Origin of the sequence: Bradyrhizobium sp. dw_411, from assembly GCF_018449695.1 — a bacterium.
Lineage (GTDB): Bacteria > Pseudomonadota > Alphaproteobacteria > Rhizobiales > Xanthobacteraceae > Bradyrhizobium.
The window spans coordinates 165,881-191,136 of sequence record NZ_JAAVUY010000010.1 but is presented as its reverse complement, the minus strand read 5'-3'; the positions used below and the strand labels follow the sequence as shown (position 1 = coordinate 191,136).

23 protein-coding genes are annotated in these 25,256 nt (G+C 62.1%); 9 read left to right on the top strand and 14 right to left on the bottom strand.

The annotated features are described in order from the left end of the window. Positions 1 to 92 precede the first annotated feature (92 nt). The 8 genes from HB676_RS18930 to HB676_RS18895 all read right to left on the bottom strand — a co-directional run bounded on the left by HB676_RS18930 (position 93) and on the right by HB676_RS18895 (position 10,084). Positions 93 to 1,628, bottom strand: a complete 1,536-nt coding sequence (locus HB676_RS18930) for a hypothetical protein (protein WP_249780327.1) — start codon at positions 1,626 to 1,628, stop codon at positions 93 to 95. 203 nt (positions 1,629 to 1,831) lie between these two features. Then, a complete protein-coding gene (locus HB676_RS18925; protein WP_213739401.1) occupies positions 1,832 to 3,067 on the bottom strand; it encodes an ABC transporter substrate-binding protein in 1,236 nt (411 codons plus the stop codon). 41 nt (positions 3,068 to 3,108) lie between these two features. Then, positions 3,109 to 3,816: an ATP-binding cassette domain-containing protein gene (locus HB676_RS18920; RefSeq protein WP_213739399.1), complete on the bottom strand. Its 708-nt coding sequence runs from the start codon at positions 3,814 to 3,816 to the stop codon at positions 3,109 to 3,111. Continuing rightward, entirely contained in the window at positions 3,803 to 5,590 is a 1,788-nt protein-coding gene (locus HB676_RS18915) for a branched-chain amino acid ABC transporter ATP-binding protein/permease (protein ID WP_213739397.1), read from the bottom strand. The genes HB676_RS18920 and HB676_RS18915 overlap by 14 nt, the downstream gene beginning before the upstream one ends. Continuing rightward, complete coding sequence (locus tag HB676_RS18910; RefSeq protein ID WP_218625771.1) at positions 5,590 to 6,549, bottom strand: branched-chain amino acid ABC transporter permease; 960 nt, start codon at positions 6,547 to 6,549, stop codon at positions 5,590 to 5,592. The genes HB676_RS18915 and HB676_RS18910 overlap by 1 nt, the downstream gene beginning before the upstream one ends. A gap of 191 nt (positions 6,550 to 6,740) precedes the next feature. Continuing rightward, positions 6,741 to 7,637: an NAD(P)-dependent oxidoreductase gene (locus tag HB676_RS18905; RefSeq protein ID WP_213739396.1), complete on the bottom strand. Its 897-nt coding sequence runs from the start codon at positions 7,635 to 7,637 to the stop codon at positions 6,741 to 6,743. Positions 7,638 to 7,728: 91 nt separating this feature from the next. After that, positions 7,729 to 9,108 (bottom strand): MFS transporter, encoded by a 1,380-nt coding sequence (locus HB676_RS18900; protein ID WP_213739395.1) that lies wholly within the window; start codon positions 9,106 to 9,108, stop codon positions 7,729 to 7,731. A 76-nt stretch (positions 9,109 to 9,184) separates the two neighbouring features. After that, positions 9,185 to 10,084 (bottom strand): NAD(P)-dependent oxidoreductase, encoded by a 900-nt coding sequence (locus HB676_RS18895; protein ID WP_213739394.1) that lies wholly within the window; start codon positions 10,082 to 10,084, stop codon positions 9,185 to 9,187. A gap of 209 nt (positions 10,085 to 10,293) precedes the next feature. Here HB676_RS18895 and HB676_RS18890 point away from each other — a divergent pair, with 209 nt between their 5' ends. The 4 genes from HB676_RS18890 to gcvA all read left to right on the top strand — a co-directional run bounded on the left by HB676_RS18890 (position 10,294) and on the right by gcvA (position 15,204). Further along, complete coding sequence (locus HB676_RS18890) at positions 10,294 to 11,358, top strand: LacI family DNA-binding transcriptional regulator (protein WP_213739393.1); 1,065 nt, start codon at positions 10,294 to 10,296, stop codon at positions 11,356 to 11,358. Continuing rightward, a complete protein-coding gene (locus tag HB676_RS18885; protein ID WP_346347376.1) occupies positions 11,355 to 12,329 on the top strand; it encodes a tripartite tricarboxylate transporter substrate-binding protein in 975 nt (324 codons plus the stop codon). Before HB676_RS18890 ends, HB676_RS18885 begins: the two co-directional genes overlap by 4 nt. A gap of 356 nt (positions 12,330 to 12,685) precedes the next feature. Beyond that, positions 12,686 to 14,092: a PAS domain-containing protein gene (locus HB676_RS18880; protein WP_249780326.1), complete on the top strand. Its 1,407-nt coding sequence runs from the start codon at positions 12,686 to 12,688 to the stop codon at positions 14,090 to 14,092. A 197-nt stretch (positions 14,093 to 14,289) separates the two neighbouring features. Next, positions 14,290 to 15,204: a transcriptional regulator GcvA gene (gene gcvA, locus HB676_RS18875; protein WP_213739391.1), complete on the top strand. Its 915-nt coding sequence runs from the start codon at positions 14,290 to 14,292 to the stop codon at positions 15,202 to 15,204. A gap of 23 nt (positions 15,205 to 15,227) precedes the next feature. On the opposite strand, the gene HB676_RS18870 is transcribed toward gcvA, so the two are convergent. The 4 genes from HB676_RS18870 to HB676_RS18855 all read right to left on the bottom strand — a co-directional run bounded on the left by HB676_RS18870 (position 15,228) and on the right by HB676_RS18855 (position 18,303). Further along, on the bottom strand, positions 15,228 to 16,496 hold the full coding sequence (locus HB676_RS18870) for an amidohydrolase family protein (RefSeq protein WP_213739390.1): 1,269 nt from the start codon (positions 16,494 to 16,496) through the stop codon (positions 15,228 to 15,230). Positions 16,497 to 16,511: 15 nt separating this feature from the next. Then, positions 16,512 to 16,862 carry a hypothetical protein gene (locus tag HB676_RS18865; protein WP_213739388.1) on the bottom strand — a complete coding sequence of 117 codons (351 nt, stop codon included), beginning with the start codon at positions 16,860 to 16,862 and terminating at the stop codon, positions 16,512 to 16,514. Further along, a complete protein-coding gene (locus HB676_RS18860; RefSeq protein WP_213739387.1) occupies positions 16,849 to 17,214 on the bottom strand; it encodes a Rieske (2Fe-2S) protein in 366 nt (121 codons plus the stop codon). The genes HB676_RS18865 and HB676_RS18860 overlap by 14 nt, the downstream gene beginning before the upstream one ends. Positions 17,215 to 17,328: 114 nt before the next feature. Then, entirely contained in the window at positions 17,329 to 18,303 is a 975-nt protein-coding gene (locus tag HB676_RS18855; protein WP_213739385.1) for a tripartite tricarboxylate transporter substrate binding protein, read from the bottom strand. 215 nt (positions 18,304 to 18,518) lie between these two features. On the opposite strand from HB676_RS18855, the gene HB676_RS18850 reads away from it, so the two are divergent. Then, positions 18,519 to 19,466: a sensor domain-containing diguanylate cyclase gene (locus tag HB676_RS18850; protein ID WP_213739384.1), complete on the top strand. Its 948-nt coding sequence runs from the start codon at positions 18,519 to 18,521 to the stop codon at positions 19,464 to 19,466. Positions 19,467 to 19,522: 56 nt separating this feature from the next. Here the strand turns inward: HB676_RS18850 and HB676_RS18845 are convergent, their stop codons facing one another. Then, positions 19,523 to 20,152 carry a TetR/AcrR family transcriptional regulator gene (locus HB676_RS18845; protein WP_213739383.1) on the bottom strand — a complete coding sequence of 210 codons (630 nt, stop codon included), beginning with the start codon at positions 20,150 to 20,152 and terminating at the stop codon, positions 19,523 to 19,525. Between the two features lie 119 nt (positions 20,153 to 20,271). On the opposite strand from HB676_RS18845, the gene HB676_RS18840 reads away from it, so the two are divergent. The 4 genes from HB676_RS18840 to HB676_RS18825 all read left to right on the top strand — a co-directional run bounded on the left by HB676_RS18840 (position 20,272) and on the right by HB676_RS18825 (position 23,608). Next, positions 20,272 to 21,147, top strand: coding sequence for an alpha/beta hydrolase (locus tag HB676_RS18840; protein ID WP_213739381.1), 876 nt, complete (start codon positions 20,272 to 20,274; stop codon positions 21,145 to 21,147). A 57-nt stretch (positions 21,148 to 21,204) separates the two neighbouring features. After that, on the top strand, positions 21,205 to 22,017 hold the full coding sequence (locus HB676_RS18835; protein ID WP_213739380.1) for an SDR family oxidoreductase: 813 nt from the start codon (positions 21,205 to 21,207) through the stop codon (positions 22,015 to 22,017). A 208-nt stretch (positions 22,018 to 22,225) separates the two neighbouring features. Then, the gene (locus HB676_RS18830; RefSeq protein WP_213739378.1) at positions 22,226 to 22,459 is read left to right on the top strand and encodes a hypothetical protein; all 234 of its coding nucleotides are present in this window, start codon (positions 22,226 to 22,228) and stop codon (positions 22,457 to 22,459) included. Positions 22,460 to 22,579: 120 nt separating this feature from the next. After that, positions 22,580 to 23,608: an alpha/beta hydrolase gene (locus HB676_RS18825; protein WP_213739377.1), complete on the top strand. Its 1,029-nt coding sequence runs from the start codon at positions 22,580 to 22,582 to the stop codon at positions 23,606 to 23,608. A 625-nt stretch (positions 23,609 to 24,233) separates the two neighbouring features. On the opposite strand, the gene HB676_RS18820 is transcribed toward HB676_RS18825, so the two are convergent. Next, the gene (locus HB676_RS18820; RefSeq protein WP_213739375.1) at positions 24,234 to 25,244 is read right to left on the bottom strand and encodes a hypothetical protein; all 1,011 of its coding nucleotides are present in this window, start codon (positions 25,242 to 25,244) and stop codon (positions 24,234 to 24,236) included. Positions 25,245 to 25,256: the final 12 nt, after the last annotated feature.

Below are 25,256 nucleotides of genomic sequence, written 5' to 3'. Positions count from 1 at the left end.
GGCGGAAGTCTAGACACCGATAGTTAAGGCGGCCTTGCCGCAACCGTTAAGGAAGGCTTGGTTTGGCGCGGTTTCGGCAGTTTCCGGTGCGGCTAAGGCGCGCGGCGGATCTTATAGAGAACAAAACGCGCGGACCGGTCCAGCTCCTCTAACCGGTCCGGCAACGGATTCGCTCCCGGCGACCCTACTACATAGAGGTAGTCGTAATCCCGGGTCCAGTTGCGGATGAACGGCGGAATGCCCGGCGATGTTCGGCCCGCGGCAATCGCGGCAAGCACGCGCATCGGCATTGGCCCGCCATAGGGGATCGCAAGGCGCTCGACCGCGGCGCGCGCCTGCACCGGCTGCTTGCCCACCGCGGTGAATAAATTGGGCACAAAGGCATTGGCGTAATGGACCGCCAGCGTCGCGGCATAAAACATCGGAAATTGCGTGAGGTCGTTGAATGGCGGGTCCTCGCCCTCGCCGCCTCCGACGAGCACCTTCGAACCGCGGTCGATCTTGTGGAACGACGCGATGATCGAAGCATAGTCCGCGCGGTAGGGCAGCCAGATCGCATAGACGACGGCGAGATTGGCCGATGTGACCGCGCAGACAATAGCGAGTGCCGCCACGGTCCATCGCCGGCCCGGCAACGACAGCGAGCCAAACGCCGGAAGGATCAGGGCCGCGGCGGGGATCACGCGCAGATCGGCGAATGAAGTCCCGAGCAGGCTCGAGGGGATTGCGAGATAAAGCAGCACAAAGCCGCTTCCGAGCCACACTCCGGCCGGCGTCAATTTGAGGAAGCCGCGCCGCGCCGCGACGAACAGCGCGGCCATCAGCGCCAGCGCACTGGCCGCCGACACCTGCAAATTGTAGCCATTCATGATGCGAAACAGCCAGATCGGCTTGAATTCAAACGCCCAGGTCGTGCCTTCGCCGCCGATCGATCCCGCGGTTATCTGCATGATCCCGAACAGGGCCACTGCCGGGACGGCGAGCAGCACAAGCCGCCATATCACCTCGCGGTACGGCACCTTCCGGTCATGAGCGCGCCACAGCTCATAGAACCCCAGCGTCGCGCCATAGACGCCGAGCGCAAAGAAATGTGCGGTAAACAATACCGCGACGAAAACCGCGTGGAGCGCAAAACGCAGCGGCGATGCGCGCTCCACGAAAATCAAATAGACGGCGATGCCCCAGAGCGCGACGCCGAGACCGAATTCGAAATTCACAAAACCCCAGGTGAACGGCAGGCAATAGAGGAACATCAGCGCCGCGAAGCCGGCAAGATGGACGCGTCCCTTCACGACCCGCTCCAGCGCCAGCGCGCCGCCGACGATCAGCAACTGGCTGAGCAGCAGAAACAGCCTTGTGGCATTTTCGACGCTGATCAGCCGCGCGATCTGCGGGATCAGCAAATCCATCGCCAGATTGGGATAGAGCGCCCAGGCCACCTCATAATACGGGTTGGCATCGGGCGTGCCGTTCCGGCTCAGAATGTACATGCGGGCGAGGTGATTGAGATAATCGACCATCGGCGGAATGGGCGTCAGCAGCACCGGTAGGAGCGACGCGACCGCCAGCAGAGCGAACACCATCATCGCGACCGAGCGATCCGAGCCCACCCGCATACCGGCAGTCATGACCTGCCCATCTGAGGAAACCATGTCATCGCACCGCTCAGCCCGAACTCAGGCCCGGCCCATCGAATCAAGCCAGACCCCATAACAGTGCTATCACTAGCCACAAACCGTTACCGACAGGCAAAGCCGGCCGCGACCTGACGCGGGCAGGCAATCCACGCGAATGAGCCGCATCGTCTGCATGAAAAGCAGGCGGATCGGGGCTAACGCTTCGGCCAGAGCGGCTCGGCCATCGCGAGCTTCTGCGGGAAGATCGTGACCGGGATTCCGTTCTGCCACTGCACCACGGTCATTTCGGCATCGACGCGACGGCCCTTGTCGTCGAATTTGAGGATGCCGCCGGGATAGTATTTGGACGGCCCGCCGTCCATGGTGCGCAGCGCCTCCGCGACTGCGGCCTTGTCGGCCTTCCCGGCTTTTTCCAGTGCGTCCTTGATCAGCCACATATCGCCATAGGTGGAGATCGCGTTCTGGGTCATCCAGGGTTCGTTGTAGCGGGTCTTCAATTCGGCGATCAGCTCTTCGTGGCCCTTGGTCGCCCAACTGCCGACGCAGGTGATGACGCCCTGCAACAGCGACGGATTGATGGTCTGCAGGATATCCGGCTCGGCAATCGCGATGCCGAACGAGATGGTGGGGACACGGCCCTGACTGAGGCCGAACTCGTTCATTTTCTCGAGCACCAGCTTGCCGTCGGAGATCACCGTGGGCAGGAAGAACAAGAGGTCGGGCTTGACGGCGCGCACCTTCTGAATCAATGGCGTCGCATCCGACAGTGGCGGCGTGAAAGTCTCGTCCATCACGAGGTCGAGGCCGTTCTCCTTGAGCAGGCCTTCACGCATCGCCTTGGCCGACGCGATGGAAGAACCCGTGTTATCGGTAATGATCGCCACGGTTTTCGGCAGCTTGCCTGACGCGCTCTGCGCCAGCTTCATCAATAGCGGTAGCGACTGGCGCGCCTGCGAAGCCGCGGTCGCCGAGGTCTGGAACACATATTTGAAGCCGCGATCGGTAATCAGATCGGAATAGGACAGGGTCAACACCGGCAACTGCGCGCGCTCGGTAACTTCCGTCACCGCCAGCGTGAAAGAGGAGAGATAGGCAGCGCTGGCCACCACCAGATCGGGCTCCTGCGCCACCATGCGCTGCGCGGCGTTCTTTGCCTTTTCCACCGTGTCACCGCAGTCCAGCAGCACCAGTTTGAGCTTGGCGCCGCCGAGCGCCTTGACGCCGCCGGCCTTGTTGATGTGATCGACCGCCATCTCGCCGCCCATCTTCATGACCGCGCCGGGCCGGGCGTAAAGTCCTGACAACGGCACCAGCAATCCCACCTTCACCTCCGCAGGCGATTGTGCGTAGGCCTTGGGAATGGTGAGCGTTGCCGCGGTGGCCGCCAGCATCGCGCGTCGCGTCAGGGTCGGTCTGCTAATCTCGTTCATGATTGTCTCCCTCCAGATGATGTTGGTTTTGTTTGGTAGATTCACATTCCGAGATAGGCCTGCCGGATCCGGTCGTCGGCCCGCAGCGTGGCGTTGTTGCCTTCGAGCACCACGCGGCCCGCTTCGAGCACATAGCCGCGGTCCGCGGTATCAAGCGCTTCGGCGACGCGCTGCTCTACCAGCAGGATCGTGAGTTTGGTCTCGGCGCGGATCTCGATCAGCTTCTCGAAAATAAAATCCGCGATCGCCGGCGCGAGGCCCATCGAGGGTTCGTCCAGCATTAATAATTTCGGCGCGGAAGCCAGACCCCTGCCGATCGCCACCATCTGCTGCTCGCCGCCGGACAGCGTGCCCGCGAACTGGTCGCGGCGCTCGGCCAGCACCGGCAGCAGCGCGAAGATACGTTCGAGATTCTGTTTCCAGGCGCGACGGCCGGCATCGGTGAAGGCGCCCATTTCGAGATTTTCCATCACCGAGAGCGACGGAAACACCTGACGGCCTTCCGGCACATGGGCGATGCCGAGATGCGGCCGCTTTGCTGCGGGGATGCCGGCGAGATCGACGCCTTCGAACATGATCGTGCCTGCGCTCGGCTGCACGATGCCCGAGATGGTCTTGAATAGCGTGGTCTTGCCAGCGCCGTTCGGCCCGACAATCGCGACGAACTGTCCGGCCTCGACCGTGAGCGAGACGTCCTTGAGCACGGGGACGACCGAATAGCCCGCGCAGATGCCATCAAGCTTGAGCACGGTTCACCCATTTCTTGCCCAGATAAGCTTCGATCACCCGGGGATTGCGCGTCACGCTGGCTGGATCGCCATCGGCCAATACCGCGCCGTGATCGAGCACCAGAAAGCGATCCACCAGCCGGACCATCGACTGCATCGTATGCTCGATGATGGCGATGGTGACGCCCTCGCGCGCCAGCCGTTGCACCACCACGACGACCTCTTCGGCTTCACCATGGCCGAGGCCTGCCAGCGTCTCGTCGAGCAGCAGCAACCGCGGCTTGCCCGCCAGCGCACGCGCCAACTCCATCAGCCGCAATTCCTTGGTCGTGAGTTCTGCCGCGACCTTGCCGGCGACCGCCGTCAAACCGACCCGCGCGACCGCATCGTCGGCGAAGGTGCGTGCTTCTTCCTCGTTGGCGGCGCGCACATAGGCGCCGACACGGACATTGTCGCGCACGGACATACGAGCGAACGGTCGCATCACCTGAAAAGTGCGACCGACTCCGGCCTGACACAGCTCATGCGGCTTGCGCCCGACCATGTTGACGCCGTCGAGCCAAATCCCGCCGGCGTTCGGCAGCGAAAAGCCATTCAGCAGATTAAACAGCGTGGTCTTGCCGGCGCCGTTGGGTCCGATGATGCCGAGGATCATGCCCTCGCGAATCTCGAAGCCGACGTCCTGCACGGCCTTCAACCCGCCAAAGGATTTCGACAGGCCCCTGACCGAGAGCAATATCTTGCCATCGCGCCAGTCGGGCCGCGTGGCAGGTTTCGCCGGAGCCACGAAGGGAATGACATGCGGCGCACTTGCGGGTTCGGCAACCGGTGCCGGGACCGCAGCGGCGCGGCGCTTGATCCAGCGATCCCTGACCTTCCAGAACACGCCTTCCGGCGCCACCAGGATCACAATGATGATCGCAACGCCGAAAATGACGCCCTGGATTCCCGGCAACCGCGCGCTCAGTTCGGCATTGAGAATTTCGGCGACCGGGATCAATACCGCCGCCCCGATCAACGGCCCCCAGACCGAGCCGACGCCGCCGAACATCGAGACCGTCAACGCCTGCGCCGACACCAGCATGCCAAACACCGACTGCGGCGTCACGACCAGCAGCACCACCGCATAGAAGGCGCCGACCGCGCCGGCGATCGCGCCGGACAGCGCGATCGAGCGCAGCTTCCAGGTCAGCGTATCGATGCCGGCGGCCTCCGCGGCCGCTTCGTTCTGCTTGATCGCGACGAGCGCCATGCCGAAACGCGAGCGTTCCACCGCACGGGTGATCGCAACGATCATCAGCAGCATCACCAGCGCCACCAGCGTGTAGACCCGCGGATCCGAAAACTGCATGTAAGCGAACGGATTGTCGCGCTTGATCGGTAGTGTCAGTTCCTGATAGCCGAGCCATTCGAACACGTAGAGCAGCGCGAGCGGATAGGCCAGCATCGCCAGCGCGAAGTAATGCCCGCGCAGCCGGAAGGTGGGAAAGCCGACCAACAGGCCGGCGACACCGCCGATGACGGCCGCAGCGGGAATCAACAGCCACGGCGTGATGTCGAAATAGATCTGCCCAAGCGCCGTCGTATAGGCGCCGAGCCCGAAGAAGGCGGCGTGGCCGAACGAGATGAGGCCGGTGTAGCCGGACAGCAGATTCCACGACAGGCCGAAGCTGGCCCAGACCAGCACCAGGGTCAGCGTCAACTGATAGTAGGAATTGGTGACGAACAGCGCCAGGCAAGCGTAGATCAACGCTGCAATCAATGTCGGGGCAAGCGAGCGCAACAGCATCGGCATCAGGTTCGCTCCACCACGTGGCCGAAGAATCCCTGCGGACGCAGAAAAATAATCAGCAGAAAGACGACGAAGATCGCCGCGTTCTGCAGTTGCGTCGGCAGCACCAGCGTCGAAAGCTGCTGCACGAGGCCAATGGTCATGCCGCCCCAGAACGCGCCGGTGATGCTGCCCATACCGCCCAGCACGACGCCGGCATACATCACGATGACATAGTCGATGCCGATATAGGGATGGAACGGATAATTGGTGGCGAGCAGACCGCCGGCCACCGCCGTCACCGCGGCGCCGATCCCGAAGGCGAGACGGTGCGACTTGTCGATGTCGATACCCATATAGGTCGCCGCGACCGGATTATCGGCGGCCGCGCGCAATGCCTTGCCCATCCGGGTCCGCGTGATCAGCGCGGTGAGCCCGATCATCGCGGCGATCGAGATCAGCGCAGCGATACCGCGGGCCTTATTGATGAAGACGCTGACGAGGTCGTCATTCCACAGCGGGCCGATTTCCCAGGCGCTCGCCGACAGCGGCGTGCGGATTGAGGCCAGCACCGAGCCGAACACGATCAGGCCGCCATTTTGAAGCACAAGCGCCACGCCGAGCGTCAGGATCAGTTGAGCGAAATGGCCATCGCCCTCAAGCTGCGCGGTGCGCCGCCCGGTGACGCGGGCAATCAGCAGCTTGTGGATCCAGTAGCCGAACAAAAACAGCAGCGGGGCAGAGAGAAGGATAGCCACATAGGGGCCGATCACACTGCCGAAAGCAGTCTGGATACCCGCGGACAGGAACAGATAATAGGCGACATACATGCCGAGCATCATGAAATCGCCCTGGGCGAAATTGATGACCCGCATCACGCCGAAGATCAGCCCGAGACCGACGCACATCAGGCCATAGATCGCGCCAGCCAGAAGCCCCGCCATCAGCGCCTGCAATACGTTCTCGATGATCTGCGATGTCATCGACGCGGCCTCGCGGCGGCGCCGAGACTACTGCCCCTATCGCTCATTTCGTTCCTCCCGATGTCGCGACCGTCAGGCTTTCCGCCCGTTCCGGCCTTTGAGACCTCTAGCCTCCTCTATTGCGTCGGCGCGGTCCAGTGCGGGCAAATCGCCGCACCGCTCGCTGTGAAAGCGCGCGCCGCCGCGGCGGCCTATCCCCTGATCTGGACGCCAGCCCACTCTTCGGAAAGCTTGGCGATCGAGGTGAAATCGGAATCCGGACCGTATTTGGCCTGCGTCAGCGCCAGAATCTGGCGCACCACGGCACCCATGATCATCGGAACGCCCATCGCCTCGCCCTCCTCGAGACACAGCCGCACGTCCTTGAAGGACAACGCCGTGGCGAAGCCGAAATCGAAGGTGCCGGGCAGCACCGAACGCGGGAATTTATCCTGAGTGGCGCTGTTGCGGCCGGAGGAAACGTTGATGATGTCGAGCAGGATTTTAGGATCGAGGCCAGCTTTGACGCCCATCGCCATGCCTTCGGACGAAATCACCAGCGCCGCGGCGGCCAGCAGATTGTTGACCAGCTTGGCGGTTTGCGCGAGGCCCGGTTTCTCGCCGGTGTAAAACAGCTTGCCGAAATGTTTCAGGATCGGTTCGACCTTGGGCGCGTAGACGTCCTTGGGACAGGACACCATCACGGCCAGCGTGCCGGCCTTGGCGCCGGTGATGCCGCCGCTGACCGGCGCATCGACGAAGGTGATGTTGTGATCGCTTAAACCCCGCGCGACTATCGTTGCGACCCCCGGGCCGGTGGTCGACAGATCGATCAGCGTGCGGACGCGATTGCCGTGGGCGATGCCGTTCTCGCCGAGCGCAACCGCCTTGACGATATCCGGGGTCGGCAGGCTGATCAGCACGATTTCGGCCGCCGAGGCGACCTCGCCGGGCGAATTGGCGATCCGTGCGCCACGCGCCGCCAGCGGCGCGGTCGCATTCGGGTCCCGGTCATAGACGCACAGCGAATAGCCGGCATCAAGCAAGCGTCCGCACATCGGACCACCCATGCGGCCAACGCCGATGAATCCGAGAAGCTCTCCAGCCATCCACGATCTCCTTTATCCAGCGGGTTAGCCCGCAATTTCCTTTGTCATGCTGCAAAAACCTGACGGCGTCGTGACGCACAGCCGGGCAAGTTCAGGCCCGGGTGTGCGCCTCGATAGCCGCGACCACAGGCAAGCCACCCGTATCGTTCCTGGTCGCGAGTTCCTCCAGCGAGCGCTGCTTGGTCTCGATTCCCGCCACCAGCAGAACGACGATTTGCAGCAGCAGCGCGATCACGATCAATCCCAGCACGCCGTAAAGACCAAAACCGTCGAAGCTGGCCGCGACCACATAGGGCACGACAATGTTGACCGCGCGCCCGGCCGCATTGGCGATGCCGCTGCCGCGCAGCCGCACCTCCGTGGGAAACAGTTCCGGCACGTAGCAAGCGATGCTCAGCGACGAGAGCACGTAGATCAGGCAGGTCACGAAAAATCCGAGTCCGGCGACCCAGGCCGAATCCGTCACGCTGACATAGGCTGTGCTGACGACGATGCTGATCAGCGAAAACCAGATAATGCCCCAGCGGCGGCCGATGCGTTCGGTCAGCAATAATCCAATCAGCGAGCCGAGCGGCCCGCCGGCGAAAATCAGCACGGAAAGCCCGAGCGAATTGGCGACGCCGTGGCCTTGCTTGACCAGGAACGTCGGCACCCAGCTCACGAACGTAAAATTGAAGGTCAGCAGGCAGACCGTGACGACTGTCGCCACGACGGTGCGGCGCAGCAGTGCCGGCCCGAACAGGTCGCGCAGCACATAATGCGTCTCGGCGCCGGCCGGCGGCGCGGCGGCTTCCTCGAACACTTCGGACTCGGCCTCCGCCTGACGCACGATCGCGTCTGCTTCCTCGATACGCCCCTGGCTTGCGAGCCAGCGCGGCGATTCCGGCATCGCGCGCCTCAGGAACCAGACGATGAACGCCCCCACCGCGACAATCACGAACATCCATCGCCAGCCGAACTGCGGAATCACGACCCAGCCGATCAGCGTGGAAATCAACAGACTGGAATTGATGATGAGGTTCAAAAGGGTTGCAAAGCGTCCGCGATGGCGCGCGGGGATGAATTCGCTCAGCGTGCCGTAACCGACCACGATCTCGGCGCCGAGCCCGAGCCCCATGACAAAGCGCGCCGCAATCAGCCATGTCATCGACGGCGCGGCGGCGCCGGCGAGCGATGCGAGACCGAATATCATCAGGTTGAACTGATACGAAAACTTGCGCCCGAACCTGTCACCGAGAATGCCGGCGAACCAGGCGCCGATCATCATGCCGAAGAAGGTCGCCGAGATAAACGACGCATTGAGCGAGAGATTCGATTCGCCGGACTGTACCAGTGCGCCGAGCACGCCGCCGGCGAGGTAGAGATCGAACGAATCGAAGAACATGCCGGCCGCGATCAGGCCAAGCACGCGCCAGTGAAAGCGTGAAATCGCCAAGCGATCCAGCCGTCGGCCTACATCCGTGCCGCTCATTGTCGTCTCTCCCGAGCTTTTATTTTATGCTTTGAGGGGCGTCACACTCTGACGGTGTTTTGCGCCCCATCGCCGGCTATTTCCGGCTTCTGATTTCGACCCCCGACCAGGTTTCCAGCAATCGCGCCACCGACGTGAAGTCGCTCGTTGGTCCAAACGTTGCGTTGGTGACGGCCATCAATTGCCGCACCGCCGCGCCGACCACCATCGGCACGCCGATCGCCTCGGCCTCATCGACACACAACCGCACATCCTTGTAGGAAAGCCCGGTGGCGAAACCGAAATCGAACGTGCCGGTCAGCACAGCCTTTGGAAATTTATCGCGCAGTGCGACGTTGCCGCCGCTGGAAACCATGATGACGTCGATCATGGTTTGCGGATCGAGCCCCGCCTTGACGCCCATCGCCATCGCTTCGGACGAAATCGCCAGCGCCGCAACCGCGATCATGTTGTTGGCCAATTTCAGCGTCTGTCCCATGCCGGGCTTGTCGCCGCAAAAGAACACCTTGCCGAAGACTTTCAGGATCGGCTGAACGCTCTCAAAGACATCTTTTTCGCACGCGGCCATCACCGCGAGCGTGCCCTTCTCCGCGCCGCCGGTGCCGCCGCTAACGGGAGCATCGACCAGCGCGATCCGCTTGCCTTTCGACAATTCCTCGGCGATAGCGCCGGACATCCGTGGGCCTGTCGTGGACAGATCAATTAGCGTGCTGGCCCGGTTCCCCTCGACGATACCGCCGGGCCCGAATACCACCTGATGCACGATATCCGGCGTCGGAAGGCTGACCAGCACGGTATCGGAGGCGGACGCCACTTCGGCCGCGCTCGCCGCACGGCGGGCGCCGCGCGCCACCAGCGGCTTCATCGCAGCCTCGTCTCTGTCGAAAACCGTGAGGCTGTAACCGGCATCCAGCAGTCGCATCGACATGCGGCTGCCCATCTGGCCCAACCCGACGAATCCGATATCACCTGGCATAGTTTGTTCTCTTTCCTGCTTCTTGTTCTTGCTTGTCTTGCTTGGTTCTTAATTGGTCACTTGCCGCGAGCCGGCGCGCGGACTTTATCGTGGCTGCGGCATTCAGCAAGCCAAATTTGGTAGCGCTACCACAAAAAGCGCGATAGCGTTGGCCAACACTGGTTTCCATCTTAGTTGGTTGCCAACATCGTCATTGAGGGAACGGCTTCATGCGTCAGGGGCGCGGGCGCAAGCGCAACAACGATGCCTTGCGGATGGAGGACGTCGCAGCGCAGGCGGGTGTTTCGCCGATGACGGTGTCGCGCGCATTGCGCGACCCTGCCGCCGTCTCCCAGGCGATGCGGGACCGGGTGCAGGCAGCGATGCAACACACCGGATACGTGCCGAACCGCCTCGCCGGCAGCCTGTCGTCGCAGCGCTCGCGCGTTGTCGGATTGATCGTGCCGGGCATCAGCAATTCTTTGTATGCCCAGATGGCGCAAGCGATCGCCGACGTGCTCAGCCAGCACGGGCTGCATCTGTTGATCGCCAGCAGCGGCCATGATTCCGCCGCCGAGGAGGCGGCCATCGCCGCCTTCCTCGGGCAGCGCGTGTGCGCGCTGATCCTGCACAGCACAAGGCACACCGCCCGGGCAACGGCGCTGGTGAAGGCCGCCGGCATTCCGACCGTCGAGATCGGCCAGTTGACACGCACGCCGCTCGACCTGTGCGTCAGCTATTCAGGCTTCAAAGCGGCCAAGGCGATGGTGATGCATCTAGGCAGCCTCGGCTATCGCCGGATCGGATTTGTAACGTTGCCGGTGCATGACAACGAGCGCTCCGTCGAGCGGCGGCGCGGCTATCGTGCTGCGCTGAAGGAGCTGGGGCTGCCCGAAGACCCGGCCATCATCGCCGAATCGGAGCCGGGCTTTGCCGGCGGCGTCAGCGCCGTCGTGCAACTGATCGAGCGCGCGCCCGACATCGACGCCATTTTCTTTGCCGCGGACGTGATGGCGGTCGGCGCCTTGTTCGAATGCCAGCGCCGGGGCTGGGCGGTGCCGGACCGGCTCGCGATCGCGAGCTTCGACGACGTCGACTTGCTAAGCCACGTCGCACCCACCATTACCACGCTGCGCATTCCGCGCGAGGAGATCGGCCGCCAAAGCGCGGCGATGCTGGTCGCCCGGTTGAACGGAACACACGAAGGTCCCCCCGTGGTAGACCTGAAATTTGACATCGCACAGCGCGAGAGCACAACACGCGCACAGAAAAATACGTCAGGGAGAAGATCGTGACGAAACATTGGGTAGCAGCCGCCATTCTGACGGCGAGCATCATCACCGGCGCGCCGGCGCATGCGCAGGATTTTCCGGCTCGGCCGATCACGATGATCGTCCCCTTTGCCGTGGGCGGCCCGGCCGATATTACCGGCCGGATCGTCGCCGACATTTTCACGCGCCACCTTGGCCAGCGGGTGATCGTCGAAAATATCAACGGCGCCGGCGGCACGATTGGCGCCCAACGCGCCGCGCGCGCGCCCGCCGACGGTTACACCATCTTTTTCGGCCACACCGGCACCAATGCGCTGGCGCCGGCGTTCTACCCTGACATCGCTTACGACCCGCAAAAGGACTTTGAGCCGATCGGACTGACGGCCGAATATCCCGAAGTGCTTGTGGTCCGCAAAGAGTTCCCGGCCAAGACTCTCAGCGAATTCGTCGCCTATGCCAAGGCCAACCCGAACAAGCTCAATGTCGGGCACGCCGGGGTCGGTTCGGTCTCCTATATCGGATGCCTGCTGCTCAACTCGGCGATGGGCATCAAGCCGGCCTTGATCCCGTTCACCGGCACAGCGCCCGTCTTGAACGCGATGCTGGTCGGTGAAATCGATTATGAATGCGACCCGGTGCTCGGCAATCTGGCGCAGGTGCGCGCCGGCACGGTGAGGGCCCTGGCGATCGCTTCAAAAAAGCGCAGCCCGATGATGCCGGATGTGCCGACCTCTCATGAACAGGGTCTCCCCGAATTCGACTTCGCCGTGAATTATGCGGCGTTCGCGCCGGTCGGCACCCCCAAGCCGATCATCGAAAAATACGTGGCCGCCTTGAACAAGGGGTTGAGCGAAGAAGGCGTGCAGAAACGGTTTGCCGAGCTCGGCGCCGAGATCGCGGAACCAGACCGCCGCGGACCCAAACCGCTGGCCGACCTGATGCGAAGCGAAGCCGCGCGGCTGCTTCCGATCCTGAATGCGGCGGCGGGGAAGTAGCCTCAGGAAGCAGGCCTCCGGGATAACTGCTGCGCATCTGTTCCACCGCAAATCATTTTACCGGCCGGCCATTACCTTCAGTCGCCCATGGGGATGCTCCAAAACGTCAGGGCGCCGAATTTCAGGCATACTTTCGGCTGTATTGTGAACAAATTTCACGCCTACGGTGTCCAACCTCCGGCGACCATGACGACATCGTCGGAAGCGGTGCCGCGCGCACTTTCTTCGCTCACGATTCACCACGCCGATTCCACCACGTCCCGGAATTCAAAAGGGGCAATCCTCCAAGCCGGCGCTGTCGAGACTGGAAAAAACGTGTAGGCTGATCGATGTCACAGCGGATTGGGAGACATCTGTTGGCGGATGAGGCGGACCGTAGCGCGAAAGCGGATCAGCCACCCCTCCTGCCCGGCCTGCCGTTCACCCAGCAGCCCGCGTTGCAGCTTATCTACGATACTGCGCCAATCGGGCTCGCATTCCTGTCTCCCGACTGCCGCTACGTGCACATCAACCAGCACCTCACCGAAATATGCGGGATTTCCATCGAAGGGCATCTGGGACGAACCGTGCGAGAGTGCGTCCCGGCGTTGGCCGAGTCTGTCGAAGCGATTGTCCGCTCCATCATGGCGACCGGCGAAGCGGTGACCGGGATCGAGGTCGCCGGGCAGCGCGCTGATCAAGTCGAGGACCGCGCGTGGATCACCTACTGGCACCCGGTCCGGAATCCGGCTGGCGAGATTGTGGGTGTCAATGTCGCAGCCGAGGAGATTACCGAACGCAAGCGCGCCGAAGCGGCCCTTCGGGCAAGCGAACTGCAATTTCACACCCTGGCCGATTCCATCCCGCAACTGGTTTGGATGGCGGAGGCCAACGGGAGGATATTCTGGGTCAATAGCGGTTGGTACGAATATACAGGCGTGCCAAGCGGAGATGGCAGCGCACATGACTGGCAGGCGCTTCTCGCGGCTGCCTCGCTTCCGGATGCGCGCCACCGCTGGGCGCAGTCCCTTCGAACCGGAACGGCACTGGAGATGGAACTGCCACTGCTCGGAAGGGACGGGCAATATCGTCCATTCCTGACCCGGGCGATTCCACTGCGCGACGCGACGCAGAACGTCTACCGATGGATTGGAACCCACATCGATATCAGCGAGCAGCGGCGCCGCGAAGAGCACATCCGGTTCATCATCGATGAGCTTTCACATCGCAGTAAAAATCTGCTTGCGGTCGTCATGGCGGTCGCCAACCAGACTGCGCAATACGCGGGTGACGTGCGTCAGTATCAGATGCGCTTTTCGGAGCGCCTGCAGGCGCTTGCGCATTGTCATGACCTGCTGGTCAAGGACCATTGGCACGGCGCTTCGCTCCACGATCTCGTAGCAGCGCAGATGCGGCCCTTCGGCGAAACCAACGCAGGCCGGATCGACGCAACCGGTCCCCCGGTCATCCTGAAACCCGACGCCGCGCAACATCTGGGCCTGGCCTTGCACGAGCTGGCGACCAACGCTTCAAAGCACGGCGCGTTATCGGGACAGCAGGGCGATGTGCTGATCTGCTGGCAGATCGACGAGGCGGAAGACAAGGTTCGAATCCATTGGCGTGAAAAGGGTGGACCACCCGTTATGCCGCCGCAACGGCGGGGCTTCGGCCACGTCGTGATCGAGCAAATCGTACCTCGCGCGCTCAATGGAAGCGGTAACCTGGATTTTGCTCCTGCGGGCGTGAACTGGACGTTTGAATTTCGCCAAGACATCCATGAATGACCGGCGCGTGAAGCGACACGTACAAGCTGCATCTGATGCGTTCGGCTACGTGGACATTGCGGTAACGCAGTTGCCGGAGCGACGGAAAGCCTCACGGAAAGCCATTGCCATCCTGATCGCTTTTCTGGCTTATGGTTTCAAATTGTCATGTTGCAGCCGGTTATGTTGCAGCGCGCAAAACCTGTTCCATCGGATTCATGCGAAACCATCTGCCTTCCATGATGAGCCTGCGCGCCTTTGAGGCCGCAGCGCGTCATTTGAGTTTCACCCGCGCCGCGATTGAACTCAATTTGACCCAGACGGCGATCAGCCACCAGATCAAGAACCTGGAGGATCTGCTTCGGGTCAAACTTTTCGTACGCAATGCGAACATGATTGCGCTGACTGAGGCCGGCGAAATCTATTTGCGATCGGTCCGCAACGCGATCATGGAAATTTCCGCCGCCACCGACCGCGCGACCGACCAGAGCGACGAGAACATGCTGACGGTTCAGTGCCTCGGCCTGTTCGCGGTCAAGCGGTTATTGCCCCATCTGCATGATTTTCGCGCGCAGCATCCGGCGATTTCGCTGAAGCTGCGGACCATTCAGGCGTTCGAGAATAATTTCCACCACGACTTCGACGTCGCGATCTGGCACGGCGCGGGCGGCTGGGCCGGCATGACGGCGGAGAGGCTGGCTGACGAAGAAGTTTTTCCGGTCTGCAGCCCGGGACTGCTGGCGGCTGGCCCGCCTCTGAAATCGCCCGGGGATCTCGAACGGCATACGATTATTCGGACCGCTTCGACGATCCTGCGCGACGAATGGCCGTTCTGGCTCGAGACCGCAAAGACCAACGAGATGCAATTCCGCTCGGAGATCACCTGCGACTACATGATCACATCGCTGCAGGCGGCGATCGACGGCCTCGGCGTCACGCTCGGCCGCTCCGGCGTCGTGGGGCCCGATCTCGCCGCCGGACGGCTGATCGAGCCATTCTCGATTCGCGCGCGGTCGATGTTCGCCTATCATGTGGTCTGGCCGGCGCGCTCATCGGACATGCGCAAGGTTCAAGTGTTCAAGAACTGGCTGGTCAAGCGGGTCAGCGACGCCCTGCAGAGCGACCTGAGTTAGCTCGCTACTTTACCCCGAAGCCATCAGGCCGGGGTCACTTGCTGCTTGAACGTATCGACCATGCCGTCGGACTTTCCCTTGGCGTCAGGAAAACGATCCGAAACGTCCAGGTTGAATATCCGCTTGGCGTTGAGGCCCAGGATGTTTCGCTTGGATTTTTCGCTCAGGAACGGCAAGTCCCAGATCGTGCTCGGCAGGTCCATGTCCCAGTGCGGATAGTCCGATGAATACAGCAATTGCGTATCGGCGTTGATCATCTTGAAGGTCAGCTCAAGCGCCTCGTGGTTGTTCACCATCTCCATCGGCTGGGTGGTGTAGAACATATCCCTCATATACTCGCTGGGCAGCTTCTTGAGCGCGGGCGCCTCGGAGGTTCGCATCCGGTAATCATTGTCGAGCCGCTGCATCAGCCAGGGAATCCAGGCCAGCCCTGACTCGATCCAGATCACTTTCAGTTTGGGAAACCGTTCCGGCAGTCCGTTGACGATCCAGTTCGCGCAATGCACGGCGTTGAAGAACGTGAACCCAACCGCATGGGCCGTGATGAAGCGATTGGTCATCGAGACCAGCTGATCGTTCCAGTTATACGAGGCATGGAATGACAGCGGCAATCCGAGTTCTTCCAATAGCGCGTAGGTCTTCATGAAGGCGTTGTCGTAGACCGGCTTGTAGCGCGTCGACACCACCATGAAGCCGATCACACCGGGCTTGTGGCCATATTCCTTGACCATCTGATAGGTAGCTTCGGGATCGTTGAACGGCAGATACAGCATCGACCGCAGGCGGGGATTCGACGGCAGCACGTTGTCAGTGAGCCACCTGTTATAGGCCCGCGCCATCGCGACCTCGACCTCGGCCTGAGGATGCAGCCCCATGAACAGCATCGGCGTCGGAAACAGGCAGGCATAATCGACGCTCAGCGCATTCATCCAGCGCAGGGTTTGTTCGACTTCGCGCGGATTGGCGGTCTTCGGTATCTTCTCGTGCTTGCGCTCGAGGTAGCGCGAGACGCGGCCGCCGATGTCCTGATAGCCGGGCTGATCCATCAGGATTGCCGCGGAGCCTTTATAGGCGAAGGTATTGACAGCGCCCTGCTTGATGACGGGGTCTTCGATATATTCGATGATCTCTGCGAAATTATCAGTCTCGTAATGATGACAATCGACATCGACGATCAGAACATCGTCGAGCTTTCGCGCATCGGCCTGCCGCCTTGCATTCACCAGGTGCTCGCCGGTGTGAAAACCCTCGATGGTGCGGTCGAACTCCGGCGTGCTTGAACGGTATTGCATAAAAATTTCCTCTGACTATCGCGTCGCCGACCAGGATTGCCACATGCCGAGTTCGAAGATTTCGAGATTTGAGGCTTTCATCAGCGCTGACGTGGCGACCAGAACCGCGGTGGCGCTGACATCGCCACCGGCATCAAGCAGCGCCGGGCGCTGGCCTTCATCGAACTTCGCGGCGTAGAGCTTGACCAATGCCGCCATCAACTGACGCATCGTCTCGTCCGGAAATGCGCCGGCCTGCCCGGTTGCGGTCAAGCTGTTCAACGATGTTGCGAGCCGCTCCGCCGTATCGACCAGACCTTGAGCGGTTTCGGGAAGCGCATCGATCTGGTTGCGCGGGCGCGACAGGTTCTGTTCAGACAACGACATAAACCGCTCCATCCCGCTCCACGGTCTTGAAGCGCTTGAGACCGTGCTTGCCGTCTCCGGCGCATTTTCCGGTTTCGATGTTGAATTCCCAGCCGTGCCACGGACAGACGATGTGCAGATCGGTTTCGCTGAACCGCATGCCTTGATAGGTCTTGTCGGGCGCGATGATTTCCTCAACGCGGTGGATCAGCAATCCATCGCAGACCGGACCACCCTGATGCGGGCAGATGTTGAGAAAGGCGTGCAGCTTGTCCTTGGCGCGAACGACGCCGATCTGCCGGCCTTCGTACTCCACCGTGTTACGCGCTCCTTCCGGCAGGTCCGCCGAACGCGCCACGAAAATCTCAGTCATCGTCAGCCCTCAGAATCTTTCGCCTCAAAATCTTTCGCCGCCAACTTCTACGGTTCGGCGAAACGGTACAATGGATGAATCCGGTGGGGGCATGAACAGAATTGAGGGGCGCGTTTATTCCGGCTCAATCCCTGCCGCCTTGATGACGGTGGTCCACTTCACGAGCTCGGTCCCGACAAAGTCCTTGAACTCGCCAGAGCCTCCCCAGTATGGCTCGATTCCGGACTTCCTGAATTTTTCCAGAGTTTCCGGTTTCGCCAATACGATCTTGAGTTCCCGTTCCAGGATCGCCAGGACTTCAGGCGGCAGCTTCGCGGGACCGAACAGGCCGACCCACGCCAACAGATCGAAGCCCGGCATCACGGTTTCGTCGAGCGTGGGAATGTCAGGCAATTCGGAACTGCGTTTTTTAGTGAACACCGCAAGCGGACGCATGCTCTTCTCGATGATCTGCGGCATCGCGCTGCTAATATCCAGAATCAGAATCGGAATGTGCCCGGAGATCAAATCCGTCACACCGGCCGGAACGCTCCGGTAGGCCACGCGCACAATGTCCAGACTTGCTTCATGCTTGAAAGCCTCGCCGACAATATAACCCGTGCTGTTGCCATGACCGTAGGACAGTTTGCCGGGATTGGCCTTGGCATAGGCCACCAGTTCCTGGATCGTATTCACTTTCACCGACGGATTGACCACGATCACCGACGGGAAGCTGCCGACCCGTGCGATCGGCGTGAAATCCTTGATCGGATCGTACGGCACCATCTTGTAGAGCGCGTTGATGGCCGAATGCGTCGAGTTGGTCGTCAGCAGCAGCGTGTAACCGTCGGGATCCGCATGCGCGACGTACTGCGCGGCGATCATACCGCCCGCGCCGGGTTTGTTTTCGACAATGAAGGTGCGACCGAGCGTTTCCTGCAAGGCGGCGGCGATGATCCGGGCGGTCAAGTCGGTTACGCTGCCCGCGGCGAACGACGTCACGATCGTAACGTTCCGGGCCGGCCATGCTTGCGCCATTCCGGGCGTCGCCGGTCCGCCAAGCGACCATGCCAGCGCGACCAGCATGGCGAGTGATTTACAAAATTTCACAGACGTTTCTTCCTGCTTCCTGGCCCATTTTTCGGGCTTTGCAGCAGGATGCAGGAGGACGCTTGCGCTGATCAAACGAAAAACCTGAGACCCCCATGAGCAAAATTCAGGGGGTCTGGGCACGCGTTGTTGAGACGGAAATATAGAGTTCGTTAACACCGTGACCCTACTTCTTGGACGCATGGGCGAAATCCCGGAATGCGGCCGGAACATCGATGAGAGATGAAGCAGATCATGCTGCCGCGGTTCCGTCCGACGACGTTCGCGTACGCCTCTACGATCAAGCCTTAAATCTCGCCCGCATCGGCGCCTGGGAATGTGAACTCGAAACGGAGCGCCTGACCTGGACTCCGGGCGTCCACGACATCTTCGGCTATCCGATCGGCAACCCGCTGCGGCGCGCGAACATCGTCGCACTCTATACTGACGAGTCGCGGCGCAGCATGGAACTCGCCCGTGCCGAGGTGATCCGGAGCGGCCGCGCGGTAACGCTCGATACCGAAATCAGGACCTGGCGCGGCGAAAGACGCTGGATGCGCCTCTCGATCAATGCGGTGCGAGAGGGCGGGCGGCCGGTGCGGATCTTCGGCTCCAAACAGGACATCACGTCCGATCGGCTGGCCATGGAAAGCCTGCGGCACCAGGCCGAAACCGATCCGCTCACCGGGCTCGCCAACCGTTTCGTTTTCCAGGACTGTTATCGCGACGTCGTCGGCGACAGCCTGAATCATGGCTTCGCGTCCGCGCTCGTCCTGATCGACCTCGACCGTTTCAAGGAACTCAACGATACGCTCGGCCATCCGGCCGGAGATGCGTGCCTGTGCGAGGTCGCGCAGCGTCTGGGGCGCGCTTTCCACAAGGCCGGCCTGGTTGCCCGGCTCGGCGGCGACGAATTCGCGATTATCCTGCACGCTCCGACCAACCCCGCCCGGATCGCGCATGTGCTGCAGCAGACCATCGTGATGTTGAGCCGGCCGTTTTTCTGGAATGGTCTTCGCCTCGAGGTCGGCGCCTCGATCGGAGTTGCTCTCATCGGTCGCCCGCATCGCCGGCGGATCGCCGAATTGTTCGCGGAAGCGGATATCGCGCTCTACGATGCGAAGGCCGCCGGCCGCAACAAGGTCCACATGTTCGGCGACGAGGGGCACAGCCGGGCGGCTTAGACAGGTTACGGCGGCGTCGGCTGCTCACGCAGCGAAGCCGCACCGCTGTTGGTCCATCATGGACTATGCGCGCCTATTCCCCGCAAAATACGTTGCACCATCTCGGCACCCACCTGCTCCACTTCGCCCAGCGCCGCGGCTACGTTGCCTACCCGCAGCGCTGCTGCGCCGTGGACGGTGCTCCATGTGAACAGCAGGTCGCCCGGCGCCGGGGGCGCAACAATAACGCCCGTTCCGTACAATCCCTGCAAGGCCGCCGGCAGATATGAATAACTGGTCGGCGCACCCGTTTGCAAAGCAGTGGCACGGGTCTGCACGGCGTATGCACCAAAGATCAGGCGCCACATGGCAGGTTGTTCGTCGGCAAAGCGAAGGTAGGCCACCGCCAGGCGGTACAGGCGCGCGATCGCCTCCGATGCGTCGGCGGCCGGGGCGTGGAGGTCGAACGCATCGGCAAAGCGCTGCTGGAGCTGTGCGATTCCGATCGCGGCCAACTCCGCCAGCAAGGCCTCGCGGCTGTCGAAATGCCGGTACACGGCGGCGGCGCTGACGCCCAGCCCCGAGGCCAGTTCGCGCAGCGAAATGTGCTCGATGTCAGAAGCCTTCGCCGCGGCCTCCAGCAGGGCGCGTCGCAGGTCTCCGTGGTGATACCGGCCGGCGGCGGGGGACTCGGGAGGCGGATTCATAGGGCCATGGGGCACATGTTAACGGCGTTGACATTGGAGGTTTTGGGGCTTAAGTTAACGGTTATAACATTCCTTCCTCCTGCCGGCGGGAGCCCCTGTCTATAGCTCCTTTGGACCAAATGACTTCACCCCATCCAGAGACGGCGGCCCGCACTACGGCCGCTGAACCCAACGCCGTCAAGATGCGGTCGATTCCGACCAACCTTGGCCGGTTAGCGGTCTACGATACCGGCATTCCCGGCCGCACGGATGCCTCGCCGGAGGTGTTGGTGCTCTGGCCCTCAGTCCTGGCTGATCACCGCATCTACAACGCGCAGGTGGCCGCGCTGCGGGAACGCTACCGGCTGATCCTCATCGATGGCCCCGGTCATGGCGCCAGTGGTGCATCCACAGGAAGCTTCAGCATGGCGCACTGCGCGGACGCCGTCGTGCAGGTGCTGGAAGTGCTTGAGATCGTCCGGCCGGTCGTCTGCATTGGCACGTCGTGGGGCGGCCTCGTCGCCGGCGAATTCGCGTTGAACCATCCAGACCGCACGCGCGCCGTCGTGATGCTGAACACTCCGGTCTTCAAGAGCAACGCGCTCTGGCGCGATAACTTCGTCAGTTGGGGCGCACGCTGGCTGAAAGGCACCAACCTGTACGCGCAAGGCGTGGCCGAGAGCTACTTCGTGCCCGAAACGCGCAAGCGCGAGACCGTCTTCATGAACGAATTCCGCGAACACATCCGGCGCGCGCGCGGTACGGCACTGGCCCACGCGGTTCGCTCGGTGCTGCTGGAAAGAGACGACCTGGCTTCGCGTCTGCAGGACATCACCGCGCCGACGCTGTTTATCGCCGGGACGCGCGACCCCATGTGCCCGGTCGATGATCTGCGCCGCGCCGCCGCTCAACTGCCGCGAGGCCGCTTCGTCGCGTTGCCGACCGCCCACCTTTCGGTCGTCGACGCGCCCACTGAAACCACGCGCGCCATCGTTTCCTTTTTGGAAGAACTGTGACGCGCGATTCACTTCGCGCCTCAAAGAACCCCCAAGAAACCCCTGAGGAACCGGACTTTGAAAAACGGATCGCGAGTCATACTCGTCACCGGCGGCACGCGCGGCATCGGCGCGGCGATCGCCGCCCAGCTCCACGGACGCGGCCACCGTGTTTACGTGACCCAGCGCGCCAAACTCGAGAGCGGACCGCAGGACGGCCTGCAGGTGCTGAGTCTCGACGTTACCAGCGCAGCGTCCGTCGAGGCCTGCGTACACGAGCTGCTGCGGCGCGAGGGCCGCATCGATGTGCTGATCAACAACGCCGGCTACGACCTGTTTGGCGCCGTGATCGAAACCCCGTGGCACGAATTCATGGACCAGCTCGACACCAACTTTCTTGGCGCGGCGCGCATGGTCCAGGCCGTGCTGCCGCACATGCTCGAGCGACGCTCGGGACGTATCATCAACATAAGCTCGATCGGGGGCGAACTCGGCCTGCCGATGAATGCGGCCTATTCGGCCAGCAAGTTCGCTCTCGAGGGCTATACTGAATCGCTGCGGCAGGAGCTGCTGCCGCTCGGCCTTTATGCTTGCACCGTCAGCCCGAGCCCGGTGGCCACCGGTTCACTCGATCAGTCGATCCGGGAAGTCAACGCAGCCGACAACCCGTTTGCCCAGCGGCGAGCCGAACTGGTCCGGCGCATGCGCCGCGACGGCCTCGCCAGCCACACCCGGCCGGAGCATGTGGCCGCCGCCGTCGTGCAGGCGGTGCATGCCCGAGTGCCGGCGCCGCGCTACCGGGTCGGCGCGCTCGCCCGCTGGATCCCGCGACTGAAAGCCTGGCTGCCGGACGCGCTGTTCGAGCTGTTCATGCGGCGCGCGTTCCCCTGACCTTGCAAGTCCATTCATATGAACGCCGGGCTGCGCGCCTCGGCTCGACCGATGGAGAACTACCGTGATCATAGCCGACCACATTCAGATCGTTCTATTGGTCAGCGGCGCTTTTACGATGTTGCCAATCGTTGTTTTCCTGCTCCCGACGCGCGGCCCAAAACTCTTGTTCGGAATAGACGCGCCCGGTGGGGCCGGGAGCTTGATCATGCGACATTGGGGCTTGCTGGCGCCGAGCCTGGGAGCGCTATTGATCTACGCCGCGTGGCACCCGGAGCTCCGTGCTCCGTTGATGCTGGCCGCCGCCATCGAGAAGGCCGGGCTCATCGGCTTGATCGTGGCCGATTGGAAAAAGCCGCACACCGCTCACATGCGCCCGATCGTGATCTTCGATTTGGTCATCGTGTCGACCTACGCGGTTTATCTCCTTCATTTTCTTTGACCCGGCCGCCCCGGCCTCCCGGCTCAAAAGGGAATGAACATCAGACCATCGCCTTGACGTCACAGGGCGAACCCATCTCGGAGTTTCTCCGAGTCCACCCACTCCCCCACGGAGAACATCATGAAACGCCTTAATGGCCTTTTGGCCCTCACCATTGGAGCAACCGTCATGACCCAGTCCGCTTCCGCCGAAGACTTCAAGAACAATACCCACCTGGACCCCACAGTGCGCGCATTCCTTACCGAACTGAGCAAGAACCCCAGCCCGTTCTGGGAACTGCCGCAGCCAAAGCCGCAGGAAATCCTGACGGCCCTGCAGAACCAGTCCCCGGTCGATATGTCCGGTGTGACGACGACAGATCGGACGATCACGCAGAACGGTCAGTCCGTGAAGATCTACATCATGAAGCCTGATCACGCGAAGGCTAACCCCGGCGTCCTGTTCTTCATCCATGGCGGCGTGTGGATCGTCGGCAACTTCGACAACCATAAGCGCCTGCTGCGCGATCTCGTCGTCAAATCCGGCCAGGTCGGCGTGTTTGTCGAGTACACCCCGCTGCCACAGGCAAAGTTTCCGACTCAGTTGAACGAGACCTACGCCGCCCTGGAATGGGTGGCGGCTCACGGCGAGGAGATCGGTGCAGACGGCAGCCGTATCGCCGTGGCGGGCAACTCGGTTGGCGGCAATATGACCGCTGCAATTGCTCTGATGGCCAGGGATCGCAAGGGCCCGAAGATCGCCTATCAGGTGCTGCTGGTGCCGGCAACCGACGCCAGCGTCGATACTGAGTCCTACAAGAAGTTCGCGAACGGTTACTTCCTGTCGCGTGCTTTCATGAAGTACGGCTGGGATCTGTATGCGCCGGACGTCAAGACGCGCGACAACCCCTATGTCTCGCCACTACGCGCGAGCAAGGTCGAACTGACCGGTCTACCACCAGCCCTGGTCATCACGGCGGAAAACGATCCGCTGCGTGACGAAGGCCAAGCCTATGCCCGCAAGCTCACCGATGCCGGCGTTCCGGTCGCAGTCGTTCAGTACAACGGCACGATCCATGACTTCGTCGCGCTCAACGCCCTGCGCAAGGTTCCGACCACCGAAGCGGCACTCGATCAGATCGCTGATGGTATCCGTGAGCACCTGAACTGATCGTAGACGGAGCCTCGATCTCTGCCGCCCCGATCTGCATCCCCCCCGTCACTCGACGGCGGGGGATGCGTTTATTCTGGTTTCTAAAACTCGTCGATCCTGTTCGCGCAGATCAGTGCGAGTTCCAGGCGCGAAACCGCCCCGAGCCGGCGGCCGACGACGGAACGCTGATCGCCTGTCACCCTTTGGGACGCGAATGTCGATTCCCGCTCCGATCGCCATCGTTGCGAAGCTGCGCGATCGTTTAGAGCAAAAAGGCCTTAGGCGATTGTGGGGCGCCGTGGGGGTGATCTAGCGAAGTGATGGCGCGCCCGAAGAGATTCGAACTCCTGACCCCCAGATTCGTAGTCTGGGCCGGACTATTGAAATCATTGAGGTCTGTTACCTTAAGAACCGTCTAAATCGCAATTCCTCCGAAATTTCAGCCCCGCTCCGACACGAAGGTTGCCGTAAGCATTTATCTACAATCTGCCGCGAGATTGGAATGGATCCGAGCTTCCGACTTACGGTTTAGGTAACCGTATCACGGCACTATTCATCCATGACTTGGGTGCAGCGTGTTGCATATCTGTTGCGTCCCCGCAGTAGGTCGGCGGCTGGGATCCCATGGCGCAAGGTTCGAATTTCAGGCCGTGCCGCAGCCGCGCAACGACTCCGAAGTCATCTCGCCGGCCGCCATTGCCGGCGGCAGCACCGGGTTGGTGCTGTGCCACGTCGGCGGCCAACAGTCGGGCCGATGCCCCCAGGCGTTGAGTTGGCCGAGCGCATCGAATAGGCCCAAATACTGATGGTAGTCCACGCCCGGGACGTTCTTGCCGATCGGACATCCCAGCGTGACAACGTGCAGACTGCGCGTGCGCTCCGGCGGGAGGGATTCGATCGCGTTGCCGATCTGCAGTGCACCTTTGCTGTGACCGACCAGCAGCCGAAAGGGTGTCTCCCGACGTTCAAGCAGGGCATGGAGGACGTCCGACGAGCCCGAGCCGTGGCGGAAGACCGGCGCGCCACGCACGGTCGGCTCGTTCGGGATAGAAGCGGAAAGCTCCCGACCGATGCGTGCGGTCTGCGGGGCAGATATCGCAAGCCCCGCCTGGATTAGCGACTTGCTGCCGAGGAAATCATGCAGGCCGAAGGCAAACCAGCCGCCCAGTGCCTGCAGGACGACGTCGGCGACGCCATAGCCCGGCACGATTGCCAGCACGGGCTTCTGCAGCGCGACCGAGATGTCCCAGGCCAGGGCCGCGCTTCCCAGTGCCGAACTGCCGACCCCGGTGATTGTTGCGATGTCAACGTCGCGTGCTTGCCGATCGGATGATTCCAGGAAGTTCTCCACGTTCCGGTATTCGTGAACATGGGGCGCGATCGTCGCGTCGATGATGAGCAACGACCCCTCTGGGTCACTGAGTGCGTTCAAACCGCTGATCGACGAGAGCGACCCATCGCCGGCAGCCTGGGTCGTCGCTTCCTTCGCGGCCAGCGCAGCGCGCAAAGCGGGCACGTCGTAGAAGACAAAATCGAGCGCGGTGTTGAACAGCCGGCACGATCGCACAGCCGGCTCGACCAGCCACTTCGGAAGCTCGAAGGCCGGCAGCGGCAGGTCATCGATGACGGTTATCGGATCGTCTTCTTTCGCCATGAGGGCCTCCTT